Source organism: Marinobacter sp. MDS2 (assembly GCF_030718085.1).
Classification (GTDB): domain Bacteria; phylum Pseudomonadota; class Gammaproteobacteria; order Pseudomonadales; family Oleiphilaceae; genus Marinobacter.
The window spans coordinates 286,981-307,738 of record NZ_JAVAJF010000002.1; the positions used below are offsets into that span (position 1 = coordinate 286,981).

The 20,758-nt window shown below is 51.9% G+C and carries 18 protein-coding genes; 16 read left to right on the forward strand and 2 right to left on the reverse strand.

Going from position 1 to position 20,758, the window contains the following annotated elements; translation table 11 throughout:
- Positions 1-20 precede the first annotated feature (20 nt).
- On the forward strand, positions 21-3,014 hold the full coding sequence (locus Q9245_RS12145) for a parallel beta-helix domain-containing protein (RefSeq protein ID WP_305897435.1): 2,994 nt from the start codon (positions 21-23) through the stop codon (positions 3,012-3,014).
- Positions 3,015-3,078: 64 nt separating this feature from the next.
- Here Q9245_RS12145 and Q9245_RS12150 read toward each other — a convergent pair whose 3' ends face one another.
- Together Q9245_RS12150 and Q9245_RS12155 are read right to left on the reverse strand one after the other, a co-directional pair.
- Positions 3,079-4,500, reverse strand: a complete 1,422-nt coding sequence (locus Q9245_RS12150; RefSeq protein WP_305897436.1) for a thrombospondin type 3 repeat-containing protein — start codon at positions 4,498-4,500, stop codon at positions 3,079-3,081.
- Between the two features lie 40 nt (positions 4,501-4,540).
- A complete protein-coding gene (locus tag Q9245_RS12155; protein ID WP_305897437.1) occupies positions 4,541-5,635 on the reverse strand; it encodes an OmpA family protein in 1,095 nt (364 codons plus the stop codon).
- A 627-nt stretch (positions 5,636-6,262) separates the two neighbouring features.
- On the opposite strand from Q9245_RS12155, the gene Q9245_RS12160 reads away from it, so the two are divergent.
- From Q9245_RS12160 to Q9245_RS12230, 15 genes are all read left to right on the forward strand, one after another.
- Positions 6,263-6,481 carry a hypothetical protein gene (locus Q9245_RS12160; RefSeq protein WP_305897438.1) on the forward strand — a complete coding sequence of 73 codons (219 nt, stop codon included), beginning with the start codon at positions 6,263-6,265 and terminating at the stop codon, positions 6,479-6,481.
- A 51-nt stretch (positions 6,482-6,532) separates the two neighbouring features.
- Positions 6,533-6,997 (forward strand): TadE/TadG family type IV pilus assembly protein, encoded by a 465-nt coding sequence (locus Q9245_RS12165; protein ID WP_305897439.1) that lies wholly within the window; start codon positions 6,533-6,535, stop codon positions 6,995-6,997.
- 52 nt (positions 6,998-7,049) lie between these two features.
- The gene (cpaB, locus tag Q9245_RS12170; protein ID WP_305897440.1) at positions 7,050-7,991 is read left to right on the forward strand and encodes a Flp pilus assembly protein CpaB; all 942 of its coding nucleotides are present in this window, start codon (positions 7,050-7,052) and stop codon (positions 7,989-7,991) included.
- Entirely contained in the window at positions 7,981-9,168 is a 1,188-nt protein-coding gene (locus Q9245_RS12175) for a type II and III secretion system protein family protein (protein ID WP_305897441.1), read from the forward strand. The genes cpaB and Q9245_RS12175 overlap by 11 nt, the downstream gene beginning before the upstream one ends.
- Before the next feature lie 13 nt (positions 9,169-9,181).
- Positions 9,182-10,357, forward strand: coding sequence for a response regulator receiver-like protein (locus Q9245_RS12180; RefSeq protein ID WP_305897442.1), 1,176 nt, complete (start codon positions 9,182-9,184; stop codon positions 10,355-10,357).
- Between the two features lie 14 nt (positions 10,358-10,371).
- On the forward strand, positions 10,372-11,565 hold the full coding sequence (locus tag Q9245_RS12185) for a CpaF family protein (RefSeq protein ID WP_305897443.1): 1,194 nt from the start codon (positions 10,372-10,374) through the stop codon (positions 11,563-11,565).
- Positions 11,562-12,479, forward strand: a complete 918-nt coding sequence (locus tag Q9245_RS12190; RefSeq protein WP_305897444.1) for a type II secretion system F family protein — start codon at positions 11,562-11,564, stop codon at positions 12,477-12,479. Before Q9245_RS12185 ends, Q9245_RS12190 begins: the two co-directional genes overlap by 4 nt.
- On the forward strand, positions 12,472-13,344 hold the full coding sequence (locus Q9245_RS12195) for a type II secretion system F family protein (protein WP_305897445.1): 873 nt from the start codon (positions 12,472-12,474) through the stop codon (positions 13,342-13,344). Before Q9245_RS12190 ends, Q9245_RS12195 begins: the two co-directional genes overlap by 8 nt.
- 58 nt (positions 13,345-13,402) lie before the next feature.
- Positions 13,403-14,101, forward strand: a complete 699-nt coding sequence (locus tag Q9245_RS12200; RefSeq protein WP_305897446.1) for a M48 family metallopeptidase — start codon at positions 13,403-13,405, stop codon at positions 14,099-14,101.
- Positions 14,101-14,373: a hypothetical protein gene (locus Q9245_RS12205; RefSeq protein ID WP_305897447.1), complete on the forward strand. Its 273-nt coding sequence runs from the start codon at positions 14,101-14,103 to the stop codon at positions 14,371-14,373. Before Q9245_RS12200 ends, Q9245_RS12205 begins: the two co-directional genes overlap by 1 nt.
- The gene (locus Q9245_RS12210) at positions 14,366-16,165 is read left to right on the forward strand and encodes a pilus assembly protein TadG-related protein (RefSeq protein ID WP_305897448.1); all 1,800 of its coding nucleotides are present in this window, start codon (positions 14,366-14,368) and stop codon (positions 16,163-16,165) included. The genes Q9245_RS12205 and Q9245_RS12210 overlap by 8 nt, the downstream gene beginning before the upstream one ends.
- A gap of 77 nt (positions 16,166-16,242) precedes the next feature.
- Positions 16,243-17,445, forward strand: coding sequence for a peptidoglycan-binding protein (locus Q9245_RS12215; RefSeq protein ID WP_305897449.1), 1,203 nt, complete (start codon positions 16,243-16,245; stop codon positions 17,443-17,445).
- 6 nt (positions 17,446-17,451) lie between these two features.
- Positions 17,452-19,776, forward strand: a complete 2,325-nt coding sequence (locus tag Q9245_RS12220) for a GAF domain-containing SpoIIE family protein phosphatase (RefSeq protein ID WP_305897450.1) — start codon at positions 17,452-17,454, stop codon at positions 19,774-19,776.
- On the forward strand, positions 19,773-20,201 hold the full coding sequence (locus Q9245_RS12225; protein WP_305897451.1) for an ATP-binding protein: 429 nt from the start codon (positions 19,773-19,775) through the stop codon (positions 20,199-20,201). Before Q9245_RS12220 ends, Q9245_RS12225 begins: the two co-directional genes overlap by 4 nt.
- Entirely contained in the window at positions 20,192-20,560 is a 369-nt protein-coding gene (locus Q9245_RS12230; protein WP_305897452.1) for an STAS domain-containing protein, read from the forward strand. The genes Q9245_RS12225 and Q9245_RS12230 overlap by 10 nt, the downstream gene beginning before the upstream one ends.
- Positions 20,561-20,758: the final 198 nt, after the last annotated feature.

The following is a 20,758-nucleotide window of genomic DNA, read 5'->3' on the forward strand; positions in this document are numbered from 1 at the left end:
AAAGAAAGGAAGTAGCTGTGATGGAAACTATAAAAACAATGCCCACCCCGTGGCGGGCTGGGGTGATGGTGCTCGGCATGGCGGCCATGCTCTCGATGGCTGGGTGTTTTGGTGGCTCAGGAGGGTCTGATAAACCTTCAGCGAAAGCGGAGAATCCCAAAGACGATCAAGAGCTGGTAGACCGATTCAGTGAAGGGCGCACCTTCACGGTAAACCCGGGTGAATTCGCCACCGATGACATGGTCACCGCCATGATTCAGTTGCGCCCGGGCGATACGCTTGAATTTGGCTGCGGCTATTTCGAGCTGTATCACGGCCTACTTATTCAGGCCACGGAAGATGTAGAGATTCGCGGTTGCGGTAAAGATGAAACCGTTTTGAACTTCCGTGAAAGCGACAACGTAACGGGCCTTGAAGCGCTGAACGTCCGCGGCATTACTGTTAAGGACCTGACCATCCTCGATTCCCCGGGTGATGCTTTCAAATTGAAAGGCGTGAAGTGGGGCACTCTGCTGAACGTCAGAGCAATTTGGTCTGGCGGTGGAGAGCCGATTACCGAGGCAAACTATACCGATCGTTTGAAGGTCGCATGTACCAGCCCTCCGATGGATAAGGGCGATCCAACACCCGACTACATTCCGAGTTCTTCTGCTGGCCGTTATGGCATTTACCCGGTGGAGTCCGAGAATATCTTGGTGGATAACTCTGAATCCATCGGGGCATCCGATGCCGGCATTTATGTGGGGCAGACCAATAACGCCATTATCAAGAACAGTCGCGCGGCCTATAACGTAATGGGCTTCGAGATTGAAAACGTTCAGGGTGGCGAATACGACAGCAACCTTGCCGAGTGTAATACCGGTGGTTTCCTGATCTACGATCTGGAAAACATCACCCAATACGGTGACACCTCGGTGATGCTGAACAACATCTCCCGTAACAACAACACCTACAACTTTGCCCACAGCGGCATAGTGTCTGCCGTGCCTCGCGGTACGGGTTTCATTACCCTCGGTTACGACAACATCGAGATTTACGACAACGTCTTTGAGGACAACAGCACTGCCGCGATTATCTACACCAGTTATGAGCTATTGGATGGAGAAGGCAAGACGACCGATAAAAAGCTGGATCCGTATACTGAAGGGTTGAACATCCATAACAACGTGATGAGAAATTCGGGCTTTGATCTGCCGCCGCCAAATATGGAGCAGGTTGCAGCGGGTCAGGTGGAAACCCTTCTGCCCACGCTCATAGGGATCAAAAACATTGAGAACCCAGGCAAGGGAGCCCACATCGTTTGGGATGGTCTGTTGGATGACCTCGACGACACGTGCCCGTATCCCGTAGATGCCAACGGTCAGCCGGTGCCTAAGGATGAGAGCGGCAAACCTATCCATACGAACCAGCATCCCAATCCTTCTTGTCATTACAACAAGTACAAGTTCGACGGCGAAGGTAATCGGAAACTACCTGAATGGGGTTCATGCATTGCCAACAATGACATGGATGACGGGCAGGCATACATCAATTTTCACGGAATGCGTGGGCTAGAGCTGGTTAGAGCTGCGGCAGATACTGATCTGTCCGGAATCTTCTCTTGGGAAGGTATGATGAATGTCTTGACGGGGCCGTTGGAGTTTTTCGCAGACACCAAATTGGAAGATCACGACTGTGAAAAGTTGTATGGCCGCACCTTGGAAAGCCTGCCTCGTGTAACGATTCCACCGTTTAAGCGCAGCGGTGCTGTTGATCCCGCACCGAGCCAAGAGTACATCAATCAATTGTGCAAAGCGCCTGTGAAGCCTGGTGAAATTAACCGGAAGGCATTGGCCGTAGATTGCCCGCGTCTGGACCAGTACAACCTGTTTGCTGACGATCAGGACCCGCGCAGTACACCCAATGAGGGAGGCGTTCCTTATGTGCTGAACTCCAAGTTGTTCTCTGACTATGCCACCAAGTACCGGGTTGCGTTTATCCCGCCGGGAACCAAGGCGGTGTATAAGGACGGCCAGGGTGGCGGTAATCTCAACGGTTCTATCCATTTCCCGAATGGCACGGTTATCGCCAAAACCTTCGCGTTCACTGATGAAAGCAAAGGCACTGAAGAGCTGATCGAAACGCGCCTATTGATCAAGCGGATTTCGCAAAGTGGCAAAGCGGTCTGGAGTGGTCCGGCCTACAGTTGGAGCACGGATGCCAGTGGCAAGAAAGTAGCTACACTCGTCCCGGGAGGGGAAACGCGCAGTGTGAGCTGGCATTACCAGGACCAGCATACGGGTAAAGTGTTGTCCGGTTCGTCCGATAGCTATGCTATCCCCAATCAGAACCAGTGCATCACCTGTCACTCCAACGATGATCTGGAAGCGGGTGCCGCGCCGATTGGGCCTAAGCCGAGAAACATGAACCGGGACTACAAGCCTGAGTCCAGTTTCATGGGGAACCGAGGGCAGGGTGTGCCTAATCCGGAGAACCAGCTTAAGGATTGGGTAGATCGTGGTTTGCTGACCAACGTTCCTGATTATGGGCGAATTGTTAATGGCGTGGCGACCAACCTTGAGCGTCTTCCGCGTTGGAGTGTGCCAGGCGATAGTGGGGCAATGGCAGGATCTGATGCCGACATCGAAGATCGACTGCGCGCCTACCTGGAAGTGAACTGCCAGCACTGCCATAACGATAAAGGCGCAGCTTCCAATACAGGCTACTACCTGGATCATTACCGCAAAATTGACGCCGGTTACGGTATCTGTAAGAAGCCGACGGCAACCGGTGGTGGTTCCTGTGGCAAGCAGCATGTTGTCGTGCCTGGCGAACCGGGAAGCTCAATAGTGTCTTGCCGTGTGGCGAGCGCCGATGATCCGCAGAAAAACATGCCGCCCATCGCGAAAAGTGTGGTGCATGTGGAAGGTGTTGAGTTGCTCAACAGCTGGATTGCCAATGTGGTTGACGACAGCTACGAGAATGCAGATGCCTGTGGTGATGGTTTGGGCATTTTTAAATCTGTGACGCCGTAAAAGCGCAAAAATTGGATGAGCCCCGTGCATCGCTATCGACGATGCACGGGGCCCATTTTCGTGTTTAAGGAGTTGGCAACGGAGTTTTTGATGTACAAACCTGCCTCACCCGGAAGCGTTCCAATAGAGAGACAAGCTTAAAACCGCCGCTGTAGATTTCGATAGCATCGAACTGTTTAGACGTACGGAATAGCAGGTATTGCGGGTCATCTAACCCAAAGATCTGCGACAAGCCCAAGAGATCAAGTGCTACCCCAAGTTCGCCGCCGCTGTCTTGCTGAACCTCTCCGTTTAGAAGTGTGCGGACCTGAATGCCCCCGTTGTTAAATAGCCCTAATTCAAGCAGCTGAGGAACATCCTCGAACAAAATGCCAATCCGGTTGGCGCTCGGGTATATGAAATCTGAGTTGGGCGCTACTTGGACCCCAAGAGCGACAGAGGAAATGCCCAGCAAGTTGGTGTTAAAAATCTCTGCCGAGCTGTTTGAGTTGCCATCGATAGCATAGTTGGGGTTATTGACACCGCAAAGCGCTTCGTCGAGCAGGCAGTTTTTAATGCGTGTGTAGGTTGCAGCGGGCGCAACGCTGTCGGTTGCCAGCATCGGAGAAAAGCTGGACGACCCATCTGTGGTGCACGCGAATACGACATCTTCAGGCACTTCTGCGCCACAAGAATCGGTCGGGTCGCTTGGGCATGGATCGCTGATGTCATTTGACCCATCACCATCACTATCCTCGCAAGCATCGCCTACGCCGTTGTTGTTGAAATCTTCTTGTCCCGGGTTCGCCACATTAGCGCAATTGTCCCACGCGTTACCGGCTTTGTTCTCGGTTAGAAAAGGCTCAATCGAGGGGTAAACGGAGGGTATGCCGTCGCCATCCGGGTCGGCTTTTGCGTCGCAGTGAGCCGGGTTAAAGCCAGGTACCCGCGGGCAGGGATCTTCGCTATTTTCAACCCCGTCACCATCCAGGTCGGTTTCAGTGGGGTTCAGGTCAAACGGGTCGTAAGTGGGGTTGCCTGTGTCGGGATCGCACTCGTTGCTGGCATCGGTTGGGCATGGGTCTTGCTCGTTTACGGTGCCGTCCCCATCTATATCGGGATCACAGGCGTCTCCCACGCCATCGCCATCTAGGTCTTCTTGTTTTTCATTGGGATCGTCAGGGCAGTTGTCCCACGGCGAGTTGACCATGTCTTTGAAAATGTAGGGTTCGATGGCAGGGTATTTGTCCGGTATCCCATCTCCATCAGAGTCTACAGTGCTGTCGCATAGCTTCGGATCGTTGCCGGGAACGTAGAGGCAGGCATCTTTACTGTTCAGTACGCCGTCGCCATCGAAATCCTTATCACTAGGTTGCAGATTGAACGGATCAAACGAATAACCGCTAACCTGTGGGATGACCCGTCCTTCACTTTCGTCGCTTCGGCAGCCTGCGACCAGAGCGGCTACAACAAGCACCAAAAACAGATTTCTGAATAGCTTTATCATGGTGAATACTCCGTTTCGATCAATGTAAAAGCCAGATTTTCTATTTTGTCGGCTTTTTCATTATTTCTTTGTGTTCGCCCGACACGATCGCCTCGACTCGGCGGTTTTTACCACGGCCATCTTTTGTATCGTTCGACGCGATCGGTTGTGACTCCCCCATTCCCGTGGTGCGGATTCGATCTGCATGTATGCCGAAATGGTCGATAAGAACTTTCATGACAGCATCGGCGCGGCTTTTTGACAGTTTTTGGTTATACGAAGAGGGCCCGGTACTGTCTGTGTGGCCTTCCAGAAGTATCCGCGATGTGGGGTACTGCTTTAGAGTCGTGACAAGATTCTGGAGTTTCGGGTAGTAGAGCTTTGTTACCTCTGTTTTATCGTGTTCGAACTCTACGTACAGAGTTTCTTTGATCTCTCGAGTGAGTTCTTTGGCGCAGCCGTTTTCATCCACCAAGGCGCCCTTCGGCGTATCTGGGCATTTGTCTTGCTCATCAGGCACCCCGTCACCGTCCGAGTCAGCTCGCGAAACCGATAGCTTTGAAAAGTCCAATGGTGTTCGGTTAGTGGGAGCCGCTGAGAACTCTCTGCCGAACACATAATGCAACCCGGCAAAGGCTTGTGCGTCGACATATTGGTCTTCAACCTCAATCCGGCCGCGAACGCCGACTTCGGCAATAAAACGGGGTGCGATCATGTTCTGAAGGCCGGTTTCTCCGTAGAGCATGTCCTCACTTTCTGAGCCATAAGATTCAAGATCAATGTTGGCATGGCTGTAACCGGCGCCTACAAAGGGGCGCCAATCGCCTAGGCGATAAAACCTGGGGTGATATCGTGCTCCAATCGAGCCTCTAAGGATGTCTGCATCTTGATTGAAATTACGGGTTTCGGTGTTTGCATGGCTGGCTTGAATCAGCATGCTCACTCGAGGGTTAAACTGGTGGGTGAAGTTCAGCCCAAACTCCCCGTAATTTTCTAAATCGTCGGTAGCGCCGGATTTGTCCTTTGAATTACCAGAATCGACATACCCCGCTTCAAGGCCAAGGCTGCTATAGCTTTCAGGGAAAGATTGGGATGCCATCGCCATGACTGGCAGGGTAAGTGCGACAACTAATGTGGTATGCCGGGGCGAGAACATGCAGGGGTCCTTTTGTTATCTACAGGTAATTTCAAAGCATATTATTGGACATACTATAACCATCACTCGAGTACCTCAAAGTACTGGGGTGGATATAGCACTAATTTTGTCCAGCGAGATAACGTGAGTTTCCGTTCGTCGTGTGATAGTGAGAAGTAGTGTTCTGTCTTGTTATATCAGGCCATTGTTCGGGCCGTTATCGGCAACGGATACAATTTAGGAAAGTGCATGCGCCGGGCTATTCTATGTTTGATAATTTGCTGATCATTCTTTAGGTTTGTAGGTAAAAAGTATATCTGACAATCGGTTGTGATGACTTGAGCGAGCTTTGACGAGACTGTCCCGGTCGCCAAAAACACTCTAAAGTAGTATTGATTTGTGACACGGTTCGCTTATATTGATTAAACGAGATGAATAGTTACGTTTTTTTACCGTTTTGTTTCATTGTTTCGGTGAAAATGCTAAAGAATGCAAAGTGCATGTAGTGGTAGTATCTAACTTAAAAGGCCCTGAGAAAATGCCGGAGATAGCTCTGGTTGGGTCTTTTGGGAAGGAGCCTGAACTGATCGAGAAGTTCCTACTTCTCTCAATTGAAAATAAAAGCCCCAGCAGTTAGAGGAAAATTTAATGAAGCTTGATAAGGTAGTAGAAGCTCGGATAAAAAATGCAGCTCCTAAAAAGCAGAAAGGTGCTTCATCCCTCGAGTACATTATGTTGGCGGCAGTGTTGGTTGGCGTCCTTGCACTGTTGTCTACCACTGACTTGGGTGACAAAGTCACAGCTTTTTTTGACGGCATCTTTAGTACTGCGACAGACACTTCAGGTACGGGTACGGGTGGCGGTTGATCAGATGTCTATAAGATTTGTTGCGCTCCGGGTTTGTTTTTGAATAGCCCTATGTCGAACAAAAACTCCGGGGTTGTGGCCTTGGAGTTCATCTTTATTCTACCTCTGCTGATTGGTCTCCTATACGGCAGCCTGGTATATGCTTTGCTGTTCTTCCATAAACAGGAAATGCAAAATGCCGTAAGCCAAGCTGCTGCCTCGGTTTTTAATTTGGATCGCCGGGATTACCCCAGTTATAAGAAAGGCGAGGCGGAAAGTTATAGTGCCACAGTGGTGGCCCATAGCAATGCACGGCTTGATATGTTAGTGGAAAGACTGCCGGCACGACTTCAGGGACGCATATCGGATTCGGACAAAGTTTGTCAGAATGTGGTGGAAAATGGCGTAGGTCTGTTGGAATGCCGACTCAGTGCGGATGGCACCAAGGCGTTTTTGCCGCAGCTAAAGTTGGGATTCTTAGGTAGCTTCCCGCCCCAGCCCGAGAAGCTGTCCGTAACAGCAGCTGTAGCGTTTTAAAACTGCTAGCGTTCAGAAGTTTTACAAAAAGCTTACAAGGATAGAAATAATAATGAGGGCGAAACTTGTCACGGCCTTGCCTGCGCTTTTGCTTGCATCGGCTGCTGTAGTCTTGGCGATTGTTGGTCTGGTTAGATACAATCAAGAACAATCCTCTGTTTCGACTGGCCTTTTATCCGAGCCCGCTACTTCCACGGAAGTCAACGAACCATCGCTTCCTACCTACCGCTATCTCTTTGCCCTTGAAGATATTGAAGCCGGTACGGAATTGGTACCGGAATTGTTCGCAGAGGTTGAAACCACGGTTCAGTTGCCGGGAATGCTTACCGTTGATGATGAGCCCTTTGGCGAAACGACCACAACTTCCCTTCGGGCAGGCAACCCTCTCGGTCAGTCCACCCTGGAAAACGCCAGTACACTGCAGGCCATCCTTGATGAAGGTATGCGGGCTGTCGCTTTCGATTTTAACCCTATTTCCAGCATTGGTGGTTTGTTGCAGCCAGGAGATGTGGTTGATGTGGTCGCCACCTTTCGGGGGGATTCTCAAGATGGCCCATCCTCGTTAACCATACTTCGTGAAATTGAAGTGCTTGCGGTTAAAGGTGCAACAGATCCTGCCCAATTAACCTCAGAAGATGAACGCCGCAGAAACGCCACCATGGTCTTGGCGGTTCCCGATCAGCAAGTTGGGCGGTTGGCGTTGGCAGCCTCCGAAGCGAGTTTGAAGTTTGTGGCGACGAGTCATGGGGGGAGTGTGATTGCGTCAGGGCCTGCAGCTGAGGCAGGTGTTGAGGCTGAAGCCGCTATCAAATCCGATGATCGTCAGGAAGACGTTGTCTTCCTTGCCGACATTCGGCCGCTTTCTCCGGACGCCAAGGCAAGAAAAGCGGAAGAGGAAAAGGCCCGCCGGAAACAGGCGAAAAAAGAAGAGCAGCCGGGGCTAAAAGTGCAGGTTTTTGAAGGTTCAGAAACAAGGACAGTGTATGTTCGCTAACACGATATTTGCAGCCCGTTCAGTGATTGCCATCTGCGCATTGTTGATGGGGGTGTTCGGATCACAGGCGGTCTTTGCTAATAGCTCTGAAGTCGTAGCGTTAGCGCCGGGGCAGCAGCACATTATTGCGTTTACCCAGAAGCTTGAAAAAGTGGCGGTATCGAATCCGGAAGTGGCTTCGGTGCAAGCCAGCGGAGAAAAGGAAGTCCTGGTTACAGCCAAAGGGACAGGTACTGTCACAGTCAGGGTTTGGCTGAAAGGCAAGTCTTCTCCGAGCACAACAGAATATCTGGTAAGTTCCACGGCTGGTGAGCGCCACCCGGTACCCATGCAGGTGCAAACCGACATTCGGGTGGTCGAGGTGAGTCGCCAGCAGTTAAATACGTTGGGTTTCCATTACGCGAAACTGTTCAACGGTGGCGACAATGCATTCGGAATTTCGCCCAATGGTGGCAGTTTTACGAGTCCGGGCGGTGTTCCCGGGAGCGCCGCCGGCATTGGCGCGGATGGGTTTAACCTGTTCAGCTTCGGCTCCAATCACCTGAGCATCATCAATGCCCTCGAATCCGGCGGCTTTGCTTACACCTTGGCGGAACCTTCACTGGTGAGTCTGAGTGGTCAAAATGCGACCTTCTTATCCGGCGGTGAGTTTCCGGTGCCGATTTCCGGCAGCGATGGTGAGGTGCAGATTGAGTACAAGGAATTTGGTGTGAGTCTTTCACTGACACCAACGGTCGTTGATGAAAACCAAATCATACTCAAAGTGGCGCCGGAAGTAAGTGACCTCGACTTTACCTCGGGCGTTACCACAACTGGAGGGGTTTCTGTTCCGGGGTTGCGCGTGCGTCGAACCGAAACCATGGTTTCTATGGCACCGGGCGAAAGCTTTGTAATCAGTGGCCTGGTGAGTCGTTCCACATTTAATAACAGTGACAAATTGCCCGGGTTGGGGAACATTCCGATTCTCGGAGCGTTGTTCCGTTCAGACCGTATCTCCAGCGACGATCGAGAACTTATCATGGTCGTAACGCCCCGATTTGTAAGCGCGACAAAAGAGTTGTCTGAAGAGGTTAAGAGCTTCGGGAAAAAGTATGAGTACAGCAGTACTGAGTGGGGCGATATGTTGATTAACTCACGGGACGGTACTGAGCCTCTGGAAAGTGGCTTAAGCTGGTAAGGAGCCGGGTAGTATGAGTGAAACACTGGTCTGTATTGCAGAGGAAGTGGGTCTGCGCGCCTGGCTTGAACGGGTATTGGGTGACACCTGGACCCTGGAGTTTGTTTCCGCAGGTGATTTGTCGCGAGTGAATCGATTGATTCAGGCGAGTCAGGCTAAGGTCGTCATTGCGGCCGTTAACGAGACGGAGCAGGGGCGTTCTGCAAAGCTTTTTTCTGCAATTCTAACGTCGAACCCTGCAGTAAGCTTGGTTGCCGTAGCCCAGCATATCTCGCAGGAGTTGTTGCTGGAAGTCATGAGAGCCGGTGCCCGGGATTGCCTGATTACGGGAGTCGATGGCGATAGGGCCAATGAACGAATTTTGGCACTTTCGCAATTGTCCGGTGTTGATCCGGCATCTAAACCAGAGCGTGCGGCCGGATCGTTAACGCTGGTGCTGGGCGCTGCGTCGGTTGTTGATACGCGTTTTTTTGCTCAAAACCTGGCGTGCGAACTGAGTCGTCAGCAGTCGTCAGGATCGGTTCTTGCCATTGATACCATGGCGACGGAAAACCGGTCCTTCTATCTGGATAGCCTGAACAGATTAAGCTTAAACGACCTGGTCAAACGAACCGATGCGATTGACCAGGCGTTTGTTAATACCGCTCTTGAAGAGTATTCCCCGGGGCTGCGTTTGCTGTCAGGAAACATTATGGCTGAAACGCTTACCGGAGATGACGCAGCAGACTTGTTTATCGCGGTATCGAGATTGGCGGAATTGTTTGACCACATGGTGATCCGGGTGGTGGAGCATCAGGCTAAGGCTTGGTTAAAAATTCTCGGGTCGGATATCACCAAGCTGGTGATTTTGGCGCATCCCGTGGTAGACCAGGTCCAGTATACCGAAGCCATGCTCCAGCAGAGTCGAAAATGGCTGGGAGCGAATTGTGAAAGCTTGGTCGTCATAGATGGTTATCGGAAGGGGGCGACGTTAAAGCTGGAGGATATCGAAAAGAATATAGGGCGCGAGGCAAGCCTTCGTCTTCCTGTTGAATGGCTCAATCGTTTGGATTCCATAAACGCGGGCGTGCCGTTGGGGACTTTGCCGCGATCATCTCCCTACCAGAAACGACTGGTCGATTTTGTGCACAAGCATTATATAGATGCGCACAGGGCGAAAAGGCCGTTCGCTTTCTTCAAAAAACGCTGAGGGGCATTTAAATCGTGGCAACTCGTGTCGATGAAGAGTATCAGCAACTAAAAAAACAGGTCCACGCGCACCTGATCGAGCGGTTGGATGAGGAAGGGTTTGAGGTAGAGCGAACCGAAATCAGCCAACTGGAAAAGTTCGTAGAGATTAACGTTAACCAGTACATTGCGAATCACCGTATACCTCTGGCCACCGCCGAGCAGACTATGCTGGCCCGGGAAACCCTGGATGAAATAGTCGGGCTGGGGCCCCTCGAGCCGCTACTGGCTGATGCGCAAGTGAACGACATCCTCGTCAACGGACCCTTGAATGTTTTCGTGGAAGTGGCCGGTGTACTGCAAAAGGCGCAAACCCGGTTTATCGATGATGACCATGTGATGCGCATCATCCGCAGGATACTGGCGCCATTGGGGCGACGATTGGATGAGAGTAGCCCCATGGTGGATGCCCGGCTCCAGGACGGCTCCCGGGTGAATGCCATTATCCCGCCCATCGCGCTTGATGGGCCGTCCATTTCAATTCGAAAGTTTACCCAGAAGCACTTGGCTGCATCAGACTTGGTGAATCTCGGGTCTTTAACACGAGAGTGCTTGGACCTGCTGGTGAAAATCGTGCAGGGACGCCGAAATCTGCTCGTCAGCGGCGGCACGGGTACAGGAAAAACCACGATTCTTAACCTGCTCAGTCAGTTCATCCCAAAGGATGAGCGGATTGTGACGATCGAGGATTCCGCTGAACTTCAGCTTGGCCACCCGCATATTGTCCGGCTGGAAACCCGGCCCGCCAATGCCGAAGGTTCCGGTCGTATCAGTGCCCGTGAGCTGGTTATCAACGCGCTTCGAATGCGCCCCGACCGGGTCATTGTCGGTGAGGTGCGTGCCGGTGAAATCATCGAGCTCATGCAAGCAATGAACACCGGGCACGAGGGTTCAATGAGTACGATTCATGCCAACTCGTCCAAAGACGCAATGATCCGAATCGAAACATTGCTGGCGGTAAACGGATATGACGCCGGCGAGCAAGCGATTGGTCGTTTGATCGGTTCTTCTTTAGACGTGCTTGTCCAGCTCAAACGGCTTTCCAATGGCCGTCGTATAGTGAGTGAAGTCGTCGAGATGACACCGACCAAATCAAACCCGTACCAGATGAATATCCTCTATCAAGCCCCGGACATCAGGGATGAAATACTAGAGGTTGAAGCGCAGTGAACGTCCAGATCCTGTGGCTAGGAGCCTTGGGCCTGGGCTTTTTAGCCGTTGTCGTGGTTTTGCTGCAATTTGTGGTTGGCTACTATCGAGGCATGGCGAACCTGCAAAAGCAGAGTTTGCGCCGGTTGGCACCGCAAGATGTTGTTGAAGAGAAAACCGTTGCCGGCATTCGGTTAGGGCCCATTGAGCAGTTGATGATAAAGGCGGGTATTCAGGCCTCTGTTTCCCGAATGTTCATGTTGCTTGTGGTATTGCTCAGCGTCATTGCCGCGATCGTTGTGGTTCGAGGTTTGCTCGAGGCCATCGTTGCGGTGATTGCGTTCATCTTGATTGCTGTCACGCTCTGGCGAGTAAAGTTTGAACGGATGCGTCGCCAGATTTTTGAAGAGCTTCCGGGCATTGTGGATGCTGTATTGCGTTCTCTTTCAGCAGGCCGTTCGGTTGAGCAAAGTATGTTAGTCGCATTTGATGACGCGTCAGAGGCGTTTGAGCCCTTATGCTTTCGGCTCCGAGGTGCTATCAGCCAGGGCCGTGATTACACGCTGGTGCTTGATGGTTTTGCGGATTTGTACAGCATTCCACCGCTGACCCAAATGGCGATTGCATTGAGAACATCGGCTCGCTTTGGCTCGCCGGTTCGGCCGGTTCTTCAAGAAGTGTCTAAAGCAATACGGTCTCGCGAAGAGTTGCGTCGTGAGTTTATGGCGGCGACCGCGGAAACCCGTTTCACCGCCATTGTATTTGCCATCATGCCGCCGGGGTTGGGGGCTTACGTTGTTTTGATGAACGAAGAGTTTTCCGAAGCGCTTCTAAATACCGCGGCGGGGCATACCATGATGATGACGGCGGGTGTGTTGCAAGTGGTGGGAACGGTTTTGGTCTGGAACCTCATCAGGGGGGTGGGCCGTGGTTAACCTTTGGTTTGTAGGCGCGATCGTTCTGGCGATTGCTTCGGTGTTGTATCTGTGGGTCTGGGCGCCTTCATGGGCGTTGCAATCGCGGGTTCGGGCTCGCTTGTCTCATCGACAATTGACCACAGAAGATGACGCCGGTAGCCCGCCTTTGGAAACGTTCGTGTATTGGTTGGTAAACCGGCCCCTGCTGGCAGGTGATTTTAAAGAGCTGGAGCCGGCCTTGGATGCAACGGGTAAATCACCTTACAGAGCTCGCCAGTATTATGTTTTTGCGTGCTGGGTGGTGCCCTTCATTCTGACGCTGGCCGCGATTATATTCTCGGGCATGATGGTTACAGCTGTCACCTTCATGATGTCGTTTTATCTATCACGGCAGTATATTCGCAGTTCAGGGCGGACGGCTGAAAAACAACAGAATCGTGAATCTATAGAGCTTTGTCAGATGACACGGATGCTGATGGAAGCTGGTCTTAGCCCGGAACGGTCGCTGAAGCTGATCTCCCATCAAGCCAGAGAATTGATGCCTTTGTTGGTCGCTCGGATCGATCGATTTAATCGAGTCATGGAAAGCGGGGCAGATCGTAGTCGAGCACTGGATGAGCTGGGCCGAAATCGCAACCTAACCGTTTTGCGAAGCTATGTAACGCTCATGAAACAGGCGGGAACGCTTGGGTCCGGGGTGTCGGGAGCGCTGGAGCAAATTATTGCCGAAGCTCACCATGAAGAGCGCAGCAAGCTCAAAGAAGAAACCAATAAAGTTGGCGCCCGAATGACAATTATCATGATGGTCTTTATGCTGCCGTCTTTGTTTATATTAATTGGCGGGCCTGCCGTGCTATCGATTATGGACGCACTCCAGCGGTAGTGCGTTACGGGGTCTGAAAAAAACTGAACGTGATTGTATTTATTTCGAGGAGCAACAGATGAAGTACAAGCAGGCCAGCCTGGTTTCGACAGCATTTTTTACTGCAGCACTGGTCTCGGGTTGTTCTCTTCCGCCAGTACAAGACTCCGAAATGGAATCGCGGACGTCCGGCAGTCATTTACAGATTAATTGCTCCACCAACATGACCCCTGAACATCGCGTGGAATTAGATGCGATCGATTCGATGATGAACGGGTCTGAAAACTATGCGGCATTGGCGCGGCTAGAGGCGCTATCGTTCCAGACTCAGCATCATTGGTTGCGATGGGCTCAGTTGCTCGCAAAAGTAGAGCAACTGGATTATTCCGAAGAGGTGTATCAGGAGATTGCTGAAACCTGTGACAGCGCGCAGGCCTATCATGGTCTAGGGGTGGTCTATGTTAAGGGTGGCAAGATTGAAGAAGGGCTCAAGGCGCTAGGCACGGCAAAAGCGAAAAAGCCCGCATCCGCAGACATGCGAAATGACTTTGGGGTTGTGCTGATGCAAGGCGGATTCTTCGGTCAGGCGGCATTTGAATTGCGCACCGCCTACGAACTTTCAGGCAAGAAGGAATCGGTGGGCAGAAATATGATCGCTGCCTATTATTTGCAAGGTGGTGACGACTCAGTTGCCAAGCTTCAGCGTGAGCTAGGACTGAGCAATGAAGCAGTGTCGGCGGGTATAGAGTTTTCGAAGCGCTTTTCTGGAGGTGTCTGATGAATGTGAAAGCCGGTGTTTTAGCTGTTCTGGCGTTGTTTGCCTCTAATGCCATGGCGACGGAGCCTGATACCGACCTTGGCTTAACAGGTGTTCAGCTAGAGCGTGATACCCGAACTGATGTCAGAAAAATCTTCGATAACCAGGCTCGGCAAAAAGCCGGGGGCGGCGAACTGAGTATGGCTCTTTACGCAAAGACCCAGAAGCGATTGGCTGAGTCGTTTGACCAGCCGATGCCTGATCGTATTGGCGAGTCCTCTAGCGGTGAATAATCGTAATCGCCAAAAGGGCGTATTGATTTTCCTGATGCCCTTTATTCTGGTCGCTATTGCCGTGGTAGCGACCTTAGCGATGGATGCAACGCGGCTTTACAGCGTTAAAGATGACATGCAATCCGTCGTGAATGCCGCGGCCACTGCTGCGGCTGACGAGGCGATGGCTTGTGGTGTTGGCGATGTGAGTTTAATGCGCGCGCGCGCATTGGCTGCGGCGAAGCAGGCCGGGTTTGACGGCGACAATAGCGAACTTGAATTGATTGTCGGCGTTATCGATCCGGGCGATACCGATACCAGCGAGCTCAAATTTACAGAAACACCCCCTAACCAGAGTAATGCGGCCGTCGTTCGCTACACGCGAAAAGAGCGGGTGTCCTGGTTGCTTCCGGAAACCTTCTTTGAACCGGTCGAAATCTCTGTAAACGCCGCCGCGCGAAAAGAGCTTTATGCCACTCTGAGCGCCAATAGTTCGACCGTAAAAGTGACCAACGGACTATTGGGGAACCTGCTTGGGGGAGTCCTGGGGCAAAGCAATTACTCTCTTGATCCGACTAGCCTGACCAGCCTTGAGTCCACGTTGATGGGGGTCGGGGATCTTCTGTCCAATCTCGGGGTTAACAATGTTACGGCATTGCTGGACCGCCCCTTGATTGAGGTATTGGACGCTGTCGTTGACGTTGTAGGTGGCGTCACAACGCCTGTTGGCGGATTGGTTGACGACCTCACGGGGGCTGCAGGGCTAACCGGACTGAAACTGTCGTCAGTGCTTGAGGTAAAGGGCAATAAAGAGGCCGCCCGAAGTGCAGAGTTCCCGCTTTACGATTTCATCATGAGCGTGGTTCTGAATAGCGCGCACCAGATCGGGAAGGCCAGTGGCACCGGATTGCTTGGATTGAATATCGATACTGCTGATGCGCCTGCCCTGAAACCGTTGCTTGATAATGGATTGTTAGGAGATCTGGATCTTACGTTAAAGTTGGGGGTGGATAACCCCGCGCCAGTTGTAATTGGTCCGGCCCGCTACGGAAGCGATAACCAGTGGATGACGGAGATTCATTCCTCAGACGTATCGTTGGAGGCCCTTGTCGATTTAGAACTGTCCATCGGTTTTATCGGCGATTTGATTTCGGGATTAACCTTGGGGCTCGTTCAGGTCGAGCTGCTGGATAGCATTCGTGTTCCGCTAGCGGTCAAAGTAGGAGGCGGTCGCGCAGAGTTTGTGGGCGCCAGCTGTGCCCGAGGTAAAAATAACGAGATCGACATAGAAGTTCTGGCACATCCGTCGGTGGCCAGCATAGAAACAGGCACGATTCAGTCTGATGGCGAGGTTGCGAGAGAGCCGATTCACGCAACGATTCTCAAGCTCGCCTTGCTTTCGCAGCCACTGCTCAACGTGTGTGTGGATGCAGATCTCGGCGTCAATATCCCGGTTGCAGAGCAAACCCATTCATTGACCGGCGTACCGTTGTATTGTCCGGACGGACAATGCGCAAAGAAGCTGACCAACAGTCAGCCGACCTGGATCCAAGGGCTGGATCTTGATATCCAGAATTTGGCTTTGGATTGCGGCGAGTCTAATTCCGTCCTCAGTATTTTGAACCCGATCATCAAGCTGCTGGAACCGGTCGTGGAAGTGCTGGTTAATCTTGTCACCACAGTTTTGCTTCAGGGAATCGTGTCGCCACTTTTAATGGCATTGGGGGTCGATCTTTCCGGCTTGGAAATTACCATGACAGGAGCCGATCAGCTTAGTACTCAGTTGATTGAGAATGTTGAACTTAAAAACTGATATATTTGTCCAGCCAGACAATTTTAAGCTGCTTTGAAAGTGGCAATACAACACAAACGATGAACAAAGGCAGGCGCGTGTTACGTAAATATTCTTGGTTACCAGTATTGGCCATCACTGTTTCAGGGTGTGCATTAGAGCCTCGGGTCGAGGAACAATCCGTCAGTGGCATTTATGCCTATGAGGTTGGCGCACGTGGAAACGAGGCTCCCCGTGTCGTGGCTCAGCCTCAGAATCAAGCAAAAGCCGTTTCCAAAACCTCGGACCGCCGTCCCGAAGAAACTGTGGCAGACCCCGCACCTCAACGGGCTGCACAAACCAAGACAACTGCAGAGCCCGACCGCACAGCGGCCCCGGTTCAGAATAGCGCGAAGGCCGAGGCTGCCGAGAACAAAATACAAGCAGTCGGTGAGCCTGTGATGGATATCCAGCCTGGTCAGTGCTGGGTGTACGCGCAAATCCATCCTCGTTCTGTCGAAGATAATCTGGAAGTAAAGGTTCGAGACTCCGAGGTACGGCTGGAAATCACGCCGGCAGAGTTTCGTCGCGGGATTAAGAAAGTGGTTACGAAGCAGGGCACCAAAACGTACCGTGTAAAACCTGCCACCTACAAAGAAGTGGTTGAGAAGGTTGAAGTGAAGCCAGAAACAACGCGCTTGGTGGTAGAGCCTGCTGTCTATGAAGATGTGGAAGAAGAAGTGGTGCTGGAAGAAGCTCGAACTGAGTTAGAGCCTTGCCGGACGTCGGGGGCTGCAGCCTATGCCAGAGCATCTTCTGCCTTCGGTTTCTGCGCCAAAGAAATACCCGCGAAAACCAAAACGGTCACAGTAACCAAGCTGGTCAAGCCGGAATCAACCCGGACGGAAGTCATCCCGGCCGAGTATAAAACTGTTACCCGTTGGGTGGTTGATGAGCCGGCAGAAGTTATTCCGGTCACCATGCAAGACGAGATAGACGCTCTTGAGATTGCCGAGTTGGTAAAGCCGGCCGAAACGGTTCAGCAGCAAGTGCCGGCCGAAGTGCTTTCAATGAATGTAAAACGCTACGAAGGCAAGCCAAAGATCGTAGCCAGACAAGCTGTGTGCGACCGTAATCTGACCAGCGATATGGTCTTGAAGATGCAGCAGCAGTTGGCAGCACTGGGCTACGCACCGGGCGAGCATGATGGGCTGCTTGGCCCTGCAACCCTGGACGCCCTGACGCTTTACCAGCGGGAAAATGGATTGGCCTCTGGTGCGATAACGATTGAAACGCTAGAGCACCTTGAACTAATGGAATAAAAAGTAATGCTACCAGAAGCACTTGTGTTGCCGTTGTTGGGGAGTGCCTTAGCCATAGCAGTCGTTGTGCTTCTGGTGCATGTACGTTTCCGAAAACGGGAAGCCGCGCGATATCAATCACTAGCTTCCCGCCTTCAAGAATTCCGTCGTCAATATAACTCCTCTCTCGAAGATAGCCGCGCACTGCTTAACAAGCTCCCCGATGTTGTCCTGATTTTTGAGCGCCACTGGCCAAAGCTTTTGTTTGCTAACCGTCAAGCGTTAGAGCTTTTCGGTTGCAGCAGTGAGCAAGAGTTGATGGATAAAGTGTTCAGCCAGCCTGATGCCTGGTTATCGGCTCCGCACAGTTTGTTAGATTTCGAAGAGTTGTTGTCTCGAACGCGCGAGCTAGGCGTTGAGCGCAGAGAATGGCGTTTCTCAGCAGGGCCAGATCAGAGCTTGTGGATGGACTGCGAGGTAACGCTCTCGATGTTTGCCGGTGAACCGGCAATGATCTTTTCGGGCGTCAATATTCACCATCGGAAGCTGCAAAGCATTGCCGATAACCTGCGTCAACGGGCGCTTTTCAGTGTGAACGATGGCAGTTCGCTTGAAAGCATTATCGAGCGGGTATCTAAACTGCTTGAAACCCAGATTCCCGGCACGCATTGCGTTATTTCTTTGTATGACGAGCAAAAAGACAGCCTGATCACTCAGGGAGTGGGGGAGTTTGCAGAGGCTTTTTGCTCCGACGTTCCTTCGGTGTCAGCGCGTTTTGGCGCCACTTCCATTGGTTCCGCTGCTCATACGCGTCAAAGCGTGATTTGCGAGTCCCTTACCGACGACTTGCAGTGGCAGGGGTACGCCGATGTGCTGCGTTCCTTGGGGGTTGTGTCGGCATGGTCTGAACCGGTATTGGGAGAAGCCGGTGACCTGAAGGCTGTGATAACACTGTTCAGTGATGTACCCAAACGCCCGGACAATGAAGTGGTCGGCCACTTTTCGTTTGCGGTTTCGTTGATTGGTCTCGCCATTGAACGAGAGCAGTGGCGGCTTGAGCTCGAAGCCTCGTCAGAGAATGAGCGCTATGTTCGTGAGGTCAGCGTTTCGATTGTGAACGTTCCCTCGGAAGGGTTCTCTTCTGGGCTGACCTGTGTGATTCAGGGTATTAAATCAAAATACGATCTGGGCTCTATCGAGGTGTGGCGGGTAGACACAGAGCGGGATTTGATCGTTCCTGTCTCCAGCACGGATGTAGACCTTGAGGAACCCGCCGAGGGAAGTGAACGGTCGTCCATCGCTCTGGAGCGGTTCAACGATCTGTTCCCGAATCGAGATTCGAAGTATGTAACTCCTCAAGACGATTTGTATGGTTTGCTGAAAACCCATAAGAAATCCAAACCTGTGCTGGTTGTACCCCTTCACAGTGATTCGTTGAAAGGGTATCTGCTGGGCATTCTGGTTGTTGAACCGAAGTTTCAGTACGTGGAGAAATCGACGATTGAGCACTTGAGTGTGATCGGTTCAGTGATGAAAACCAGCTTGATCAACCAGCGTTTGGTTGAGCATTTGGCAGACACGGCGGATACAGAGCGTCGGGCAAGAAAGAAGCTAGAGAGCGAGTTGGCTGTTGCGAAGAGCATTCAGATGTCGATGGTTCCGGGCAACGGGTCTTATTTCAAAGAGCTTCGGAACTGGCGAGTCGAATCCTGGTTGAACCCGGCCAGCGCCGTAGGTGGAGACTTATATGAAGTCATCCCGTTATCTCGAGGGCGGTTTCTTGCGGCGGTGGGTGATGTTTCAGACAAAGGTGTTCCGGCAGCTCTGTTCATGGCCAAGACCATCAGCTTGTTGAATTTTTTGGCACACAACAAAGATGGTGATCTAAAAAGCATTACCTCGGCTTTGAACCAGGAGCTTTGCCGAGGCAACGATGCGTGTATGTTTGTGACGTTGGTGATGGTCCTCGTCGAGAAGGATACCGGCAGGGTTGAAATGATGAACGCCGGGCACACCATGCCGATGCAGGGATTTCGCGATCGGCCGCCTCACCTGTGGAGTGGTGAGACGATTGCTCCTCTTGGACTTTACGAAAACATAGTGCCGGCCACGGAGTTTCTGGAAATCCCCACGGGCGGAAGCCTTGTACTATACTCGGATGGAGTTACAGAAGCGTTCAATGCTGCTGGCGAAGAATTCGGAGAGCAGCGTCTTTTGAGTCTTGGTGGTAGGCCTCGCGGTCACGACGAATGCTTTTTAACCAACATTCGTGAGCGTTTGGTGGAGTATACGGCCGGGGCGGAGCAGTCCGACGACATAACAATAATGATATTGAGCCGCCAAGGATCATGAAGCTACAGGTAAGTGCAAAAGAACCGGTCAGCCGTGTGTTAACGGCCGTAGCTGAAGAAGTACGGCTGCAAGGCATACAGGGCACATTGGTGCATGACTTAAATGTCATTGTTGACGAAATTCATGCCAATATCAGAATGCATGTGGCCGAGGATAATCCAAATTTGAATTGGACGTTATTGGTCGAGGTGGGCGCAGAGTGTTTGGAATTGGTGGTGGAATACCCCGGCCCATACTTTGATCCAACCAATGCGAAACCAATGTCGGGTGACTCTCTCGGTGCCCGCGCGGATGGGGGGATGGGGCTGCACTTGATCTCCGCTCTTAGCGATGAATTTCACTATAACTACCAGGACGGTATCAATACCATGATTGTCAGATGGAATTTGAAGGGCGACTCACAGGAAAACAGACTATGTCGTTAGAGATTTCGGTGATTCAGCAGAGTGATGAAGCGCTTGGGTTGAGGCTGGATGGCGCTGTCGATAGTGACACCGCGCCAGAGCTGGAGGCGAAGTTGGATGAGATGGTTCATTCATCAGTAACTTACCTGGCGTTGAACATGTCGGGCGTCAGCTTCATCAGTTCGGCGGGTTTACGGGTTGTGTTCAAAATGCTCAAGAAAATGAAGGCGAGAGACGGCCAATTGATGGTCACAGAAATGAATCCCGGCGTTGAGAAGGTGTTTGAAGTGGTTAAACTCATGCCGGACCTCTCTGTGTTTGGCAGTTCCGCAGAAATGGATGAGTACCTGACATCCCTCCAAAACCAGCAGAATAGTTAGTGCACTGGCCGGAGTAATTCATCCCGGCCAGTCAGACATTCCAGCCGAGCCCGAAGACGTGGCCTTTCTGCGTAAGTCCTTTGGCGGGCTGTCCCCCTTCAACCGTTGCTTTTCTTAACGACTTTCACTGAAACCTGCTGTCAGTAGAGCCAATGCCATACGTAATTGTACTGATAGGGTGTGTCAAGCGAACCCTGT